General features: G+C 65.0%; 5 protein-coding genes. 3 read left to right on the top strand and 2 right to left on the bottom strand.

The features are described from left to right. A partial coding sequence (locus IVB32_RS33665; RefSeq protein ID WP_247412811.1) for an isocitrate/isopropylmalate family dehydrogenase occupies positions 1-860 on the bottom strand: 860 nt, incomplete at its 3' end. A gap of 169 nt (positions 861-1,029) precedes the next feature. On the opposite strand from IVB32_RS33665, the gene IVB32_RS33660 reads away from it, so the two are divergent. After that, a complete protein-coding gene (locus IVB32_RS33660) occupies positions 1,030-2,418 on the top strand; it encodes an MFS transporter (RefSeq protein ID WP_085362235.1) in 1,389 nt (462 codons plus the stop codon). Positions 2,419-2,422: 4 nt separating this feature from the next. Here the strand turns inward: IVB32_RS33660 and IVB32_RS33655 are convergent, their stop codons facing one another. Beyond that, positions 2,423-4,042: a B12-binding domain-containing radical SAM protein gene (locus tag IVB32_RS33655; RefSeq protein ID WP_018457153.1), complete on the bottom strand. Its 1,620-nt coding sequence runs from the start codon at positions 4,040-4,042 to the stop codon at positions 2,423-2,425. A gap of 257 nt (positions 4,043-4,299) precedes the next feature. Between IVB32_RS33655 and IVB32_RS33650 the strand changes: the two genes are divergently transcribed. Both IVB32_RS33650 and IVB32_RS33645 read left to right on the top strand, forming a co-directional pair. Then, positions 4,300-4,749: a (2Fe-2S)-binding protein gene (locus IVB32_RS33650; RefSeq protein WP_007594050.1), complete on the top strand. Its 450-nt coding sequence runs from the start codon at positions 4,300-4,302 to the stop codon at positions 4,747-4,749. 11 nt (positions 4,750-4,760) lie between these two features. Then, positions 4,761-6,947, top strand: coding sequence for a molybdopterin cofactor-binding domain-containing protein (locus IVB32_RS33645; protein ID WP_247412810.1), 2,187 nt, complete (start codon positions 4,761-4,763; stop codon positions 6,945-6,947). The last annotated feature ends 75 nt before the right edge of the window (positions 6,948-7,022 follow it).

The following is a 7,022-nucleotide window of genomic DNA, read 5'->3' as shown; positions in this document are numbered from 1 at the left end:
ACTGGATTGGCAACATCCTGTCCGGCTATGTCAGGCGCCGAGCCATGCGCGGCCTGCGCCATGGCGAAGCTGTCGCCGACATTGAGCGAGCCGCCGAGACCGAGGCTGCCGGAGAGTTCGGCGGTGAGATCGGACAGGATGTCGCCAAACATGTTGGTGGCGACGATGACGTCGAAGCGGTCGGGGTTGCGCACCACATGCGCCATCATGGCGTCGATGAGGATGTCGTCGATCCCAAGGCCGGGATAGGCCTTCGCCGTCTCGCGGCAGATCTCGAGGAACATGCCGTCACCGAGCTTGAGCACATTGGCCTTGTGCACGATGGTGAGATGCTTGCGCCGCTTCATCGCCAGCCGGCACGCCGCGTGCGCGATGCGCTCGCAGCACAGGCGCGTGATCCGGCGCAGCGAGATCACGACGTCAGGCGTGACCAGCATCTCGCCATTGCCCTGCTCCATGTTGCGGTCGGCGTAAAACCCTTCTGTGTTCTCGCGCACCACGACGAGGTCGAAATCGCCCACCCGGCCGGACCGCCCCGCATAGGTGCGTGCGGGCCTGACATTGGCGTAGAGGTCGAGGTTCTTGCGAAAATATCGCGACGGGTTGATCTCGCCATGGGCCTCGTCCTTGAAGTCGAAGGTCGCGGTCGGCCCGAGGATCAGGCCGTCGGCGGCGCGGACGATGTCGAGCAGCTCGGGGCGCACCGTCGTGCCAAATTGTTTGAGGCTCGCATGCCCGACCGCGTGCTCCTCCAGCTGCAGATTGAGCTGGAAGCGTTCGGAGGCCGCGCGCAACACGCCTGATGTCGCGGCCGTGATCTCGGGCCCGATGCCGTCACCGGGCAAAACGACGATGTGCATGGCGGTCCCCTGACATTGCAGCAGTTCGCGCGATCATACGCCGGCGCGCAGGTTCATCGCCCAGCCTTCGCGCATACACAGCATGCAAGCATATGCCTGTGGAAGGCGGCCGCGCCGTAGTACATGCCGAGTCCCCTGGAGCCGGCCGCCGGAGCAACGCGCTAACGCAATGACAATCACGTTACCCGCCGGCGCGCGCGAGCCCGACCACACCATTTCCGACGGCCTTCCAGCCGCACAGCGGCGCTGGGCCATTGCCGCGATCTTCACCGCGCTGGCGATGGCGTCGCTCGACACCGCGATCGCCAACATCGCGCTGCCCGCCATTGCCGGCGACCTGCATGTGAGCCCGGAGCAATCGGTCTGGGTGGTCAACGTCTACCAGATCGCGCTGGTGGCGACGTTGCTGCCGTTGGGAGCACTCGGCGAGATCGTCGGGCACCAGCGCATCTATCTCGGCGGCCTGATCCTGTTCACCATCGCCTCGCTGTTCTGCGCGGTGGCCTGGTCGCTGGAGAGCCTGCTGGTTGCGCGCACGCTGCAAGGGTTAGGTGCGAGCGGCATCATGAGCGTCAACACGGCGCTGGTGCGCTTCGTCTATCCCGGCCGGATGCTCGGCCGCGGCTTCGGCCACAACGCGCTGGTGGTCGCGACCGCCTTCACCTTTGGTCCCTCGATCGCTTCCGCTATCCTCGCGCTCGGCCCGTGGCCATGGCTGTTCGCCGTCAACATCCCGTTCGGCCTCGTCGCGATCGGCATCGGATTTGCGATGCTGCCGAAGACGCCGCGCGCCGATCACGGCTTTGACTTTCTCGGCGCGGCCTTGGCGTCGGCCTGTCTCGGGCTGTTCATCACGGGCATCGGCAGTGCCGCGCACAATCTCTCACCGGTTGTCGTGGGCATCGAGCTGGTCACGGCCCTGGTGCTCGGCTTCATCCTGACGCGCCGCCATGCCGACCATCCGGCGCCGATGCTGCCGATCGACCTGTTCAGCCGGCCAATGTTCGCGCTGTCGGCCGCGACGGCCGTGTGCTCGTTCGCGGTGCAGGGCCTCGCCTTCGTCTCGCTGCCGTTCTATTTCGAAGACGTGCTGGGGCGTTCGCAGGTCGAGACCGGCTTCTTCATGACGCCATGGCCGCTGGTGGTCGGCATCATGGCGCCGATCGCCGGGCGCCTCTCCGACCGGCACGCGGTCGGATTGCTCGGCGGCATCGGGCTCGTGCTGCTCGGCCTCGGCATGGCGCTGCTGGCGATGCTGCCGGCCAATCCTGCGATTCCCGACATTATCTGGCGGATGGTGATCTGCGGCATGGGATTCGGCTTCTTCCAGGCGCCGAACATGAAAGCGGTGATGTCGAGCGCGCCGCCACATCGCAGCGGCAGCGCCTCCGGCATCGTCGCCACCGCGCGCCTGACGGGGCAGACGACAGGGGCGGCGCTGGCCGCGCTCTGCTTCTCGCTGGCCGGTCACGACGGCGCAGTCGTGGCATTGGCACTCGGCGCCGGCTTCGCCGTACTCGGCAGCGTGATGAGCTTTTTGCGGCTGGCGGTGGAGTAGACGGTCAAGCCAGATGTCGGGCCGCCGTCACCTCGACTGTCGCGGCCGGAATGACAGTCTCCTCGTCGAGCGCAGCGAGGCGCTCATCGATGGCAGCGATGACCTTGCGCGAGAACGGCCCGAGATGCGCATAGGCAGCGATCATCTGCACGGCGATCCGCGCCGATGTTGTGTCGCGCTTGGCGCAGTTCATGAAGGTCTGCCACAGCGGCCCGCGCGCCTCGGGAAGGGCTGTGACCACCTTGTGCACCGTTTCCATCGCGCCGATCCGGGCACGGATATCGCCTTCCGCGAGCTCCTGGCGCTGGCGAGAGCGGTCGAGCAGCGTCATCAGTCGGTCGATACGCCTTGCATAGGCGGCCGGGCTGTAGATGTGCTCCAGCACGCGCTTGTAGTCCGTCAGAATGTCGCGCAATGGACGCACCGGATCGAAGTTGATCCCGGCGGTGCACTGATCCGCGCCGATGGTCGGCGCCAGGTCGTGGCCCGGATGCAACCGGCCTTCGCGCTCCAGGCGGCGCGTCAGCTGCGTGTTCGGCAAGGCATAGAGCAGGCCGACCATGCTGACCGGGATCGCCGCCTCTTCGATGAAGTCGATCATGGCATCCGCCATCGAGAGCTTCTCATTGTCGAAGCCGACGATGAAACCCGCGGTGACGAGCATGCCCGCGGCGTAGATCTTGTGGATGCTCTCGGCGATGTTGCGCCGCGTGTTCTGCTTCTTCCGCATGGCGACCAGCGTCGCCGGATCCGGACTTTCGATACCGACGAAGATGGCGAAGAAATTCGCCTGGCCCATCAGGTTCAGGAGCTCGGGATCGTCCGCCAGATTGACCGAGGCCTCAGTCGACAATTCAAAGGGATAGCCGTGAGCACGTTGCCATTCGGCCAGCTGGGGCAGGAACAGCCGCAACGACTTCTTGTTGCCGATGAAATTGTCGTCGACGAAGTCGAGATGGCCGCGGTAGCCCATGGCATAGAGCCTGTCGAGCTCGACCAGCATTTGCTCGTTCGTCTTGGTTCGCGGCACCCGGCCATAGAGCTCGATGATATCGCAGAACTCGCAGGTGAACGGGCAGCCGCGGGAATACTGCACACCGAGATAAAGGTAGTCCTCGAACTTCAGCAGATCGAAGCGCGGAACCGGCGTCTTGGTGACGTCGGCCTGGAATTTCGGCGCAATGAAGACGCCGGAGCGTGCGCCACTGTCCCAGGCCGCGACGAATTCGTGGAGAACGCTTTCGGCCTCTCCGAGCACCTGGAAGTCGGCCCTCTCATAGATATGGGGGCTCGAGGTGGGATCGGGACCGCCCACGACCACCGGCTTGCCCGCGGCACGGCAAATTTCGATCAGGCGCAGCGTGTCGGCCTGCTGCGGCATCATTCCGCCGGTGAAGACGACGTCGGCCCAGGAAAGATCCTCGTCGCTGAAGGATTCCGTGTTGCAATCGATCAGCCGGACCGTCCAGCTCTCGGGCAGCATCGCGGCAACGGTGATCAGCCCCAAAGGGGCCGCGGGCCGCTTCACACCCAACACTTTGCAGGATTCGCCAAAGCTCCAGAAGGACTCTGCCGAGAACAGCGGATAGAGCATCAGGACTTTGCAAGGCTGCGGTACGTTCATGGAACCCCTTTTTGGCTGATTCCACTGTAGCAGAGCATTCTCGACTTGCACCCTGCCAAAAGGGACAAACTGTCGCTCTCGGTTCCGGGGGCGTCGGCGCGGAAGCCAGTAGACGTCGCTCCAAGCCGTGCCGCGGGCGCCCGGGGAAGGAATCCCCGCCGGTTACCCCTCGGACTATTGATTTGAACGTTTCCAATTTGCCGGACACATTGCGCCGCTGAGTCCAGTCGGTGGATTGGGCCAATCAGGGGACTGCGATGGCAAACCTAACAATCAACGGAAAAACCTTCACGCTCGACGTCGAGCCGGATACGCCCCTGCTCTGGGCGATCCGCGAGAATGCCGGCCTCACCGGCACCAAATATGGCTGCGGCATTGCACAATGCGGCGCCTGCACCGTTCACATCGACGGCGTCGCCACCCGCTCCTGCGGGGTTTCGGTCGGCGAAGCCGCAGGCAAGAAGATCACGACCATCGAAGGGCTCGCCTCCGGCAACGCGCTGCACAAGGTGCAGGAAGCCTGGATTGCCCAGGACGTTCCGCAATGCGGCTATTGCCAGAGCGGCATGATCATGGCGGTGGCGGCGCTGCTGAGCGAGAAGCCGAAGCCGACCGACGCCGACATCGACGAGGCCATCACCAATATCTGCCGCTGCGGCACCTTCCAGCAGGTGCGCGAAGCGATCCACACGATCGCAAGCGCGTAAGGAGCCGCCACATGAACAAGCATGTCTCTCCCAGGATGAACCGCCGTGCCTTCGTCATCGGCACCGCCGCGGTCGGCGCAGGTCTCGCAATCGGCCTCGATATCCCCTTCGGCGGTCCCGCCGTGGTCCGCGCGGCCGACGGCTCCCCGGAGATCGGCGCCTGGGTCGTGGTCAGGCCCGACGACACCGTCGTCATCCGCATCGCCCGCTCCGAAATGGGCCAGGGCTCCCTCACCGGCCTTGCCCAGCTCGTCGCCGAGGAACTCGAATGCGACTGGTCGAAGGTCTCGACCGAATATCCGACACCGGGCCAGAGCGTCGCCCGCAAGCGCGTCTGGGGCGATTTCTCGACCGGCGGCAGCCGCGGCATCCGCTCTTCGCAAGACTATGTCCGCAAGGGCGGTGCCACCGCACGCGTGATGCTGATCCAGGCCGCCGCCGAGGCGTGGAAAGTGCCGGCGTCCGAATGCACGGCCGCCAACAGCGTCATTACCCACACGCCGTCCGGCAAGACCACGACCTACGGCAAGGTCGCCGAGGCCGCGGCCAAGCTGACGCCGCCGGCCGAGGTCAAGCTGAAGGACCCCAAGGACTGGAAGCTGATCGGCAAGGGCGTGAAGCGGCTGGACACCGCCGAGAAGACCACCGGCACCATGGTCTACGGCATCGACGTCAAGCTGCCGGGCATGCTGAACGCCGCGATCAAGGATTGCCCGGTGTTCGGCGGCAAGCTGAAAAGCTATGACGAAGCCAAGATCACCGGCATGAAAGGAGTCAAGAAGGTCGTCAAGGTCGGCGACACCGCGGTCGCCGTCGTTGCCGACACCTGGTGGCACGCCAAGACCGCACTGGAGGCGCTGCCGATCGTCTGGGACGAGGGCGACAACGCCAAGGTCTCGAGCGAGTCGATCGCGAAATGGCTGACCGAGGGCCTCGACAACGGGCAGCCGGCCTATGTCGGCAACAAGAACGGCGACGCGAAGGCGGCGATTGCCGGTGCCGCCAAGAAAATCGAGGCCGTCTACAGCTATCCCTACCAGAACCACGCCACCATGGAGCCAATGAACGCCACGGCGCTCTACACGGCGGACAAATGCGAGGTCTGGTGCGGCACGCAGAATGGCGAGGCAGCCTTCGCGGCCACGTTGGAAGCGTCGGGCCTGCCGGCGGAGAAGTGCGACGTGCACAAGGTGATGCCGGGCGGCGGCTTCGGCCGGCGCGGCCAGACCGACTATGTCCGCCAGGCCGTCTTGATCGCCAAGGAGATGCCGGGCACGCCGATCAAGCTGTTGTGGTCGCGCGAAGAGGACATGGCGCACGGCAGATATCACCCGATCACCCAGTGCAAGATGACCGGCGCGTTCGATGCCGACAACAATCTGGTCGCGCTGCACTACCGCCTGTCCGGGCAATCGATCCTGTTCTCGCTCCGCCCCGAAGCGCTGCAGAACGGCATGGATCCGGCCGCATTCCAGGGCGTCGCCCAGTCCGGCGAAGCCGCGTTCGGTTACTCCGTGCCGAACCTCCTGGTCGAGCATGCGATGCGCAACCCGCACGTTCCGCCGGGCTTCTGGCGCGGCGTCAACGTCAATCACAACGCGATCTACATGGAATGCTTCATGGACGAGCTGGCCCAGGCCGCAGGCCAGGACCCGCTCGAATTCCGCCGCAAGCTGATGGGCAATCACCCCAAGCATCTGGCGGTGCTCAATGCCGTGGCCGAGAAGATCGGCTGGAGCACTCCGGCGCCACAGGGCATCTATCGCGGCATCGCGCAGGTGATGGGCTATGGCAGCTATGTCGCCGGCGCCGCCGAAATCTCGGTGACCGACGGCAACAAGATCAAGGTGCATCGTATCGTCGCCTCCACCGATCCCGGCTACGTCGTCAATCCGGCCCAGGTGGAGCGGCAGATCGCGGGCTCCTTCGTCTATGGCCTCTCCGCGCTGTTCTACGGCGGCTGCACCGTCAAGGACGGCAAGATCGAGCAGATCAACTTCGACACCTACAATTCGATGCGCATCAACGAGATGCCGAAGGTCGAATCGGTGATGGTGCCGAGCGGCGGGTTCTGGGGCGGTGTCGGCGAGCCGACCATCGGCGTCGCGGCACCGGCGGTGCTCAACGCATACTTCGCGGCGACGGGCAAACGCATCCGCTCGGTACCGCTACGCGATCAGAACATCACCTTCGCCTGAAAAATGCCGCGGCGGCCGTAACGCTCGCCGCGGCACCCTTTCCGGACAAGACTCATGAATGCGTCGGTGACACGG

The sequence above is a fragment of the Bradyrhizobium sp. 23 genome (assembly GCF_023073295.1).
Classification (GTDB): domain Bacteria; phylum Pseudomonadota; class Alphaproteobacteria; order Rhizobiales; family Xanthobacteraceae; genus Bradyrhizobium; species Bradyrhizobium canariense_D.
Note: the sequence above shows the minus strand (reverse complement) of the source record. Positions and strands in the feature narration are given on the sequence as shown.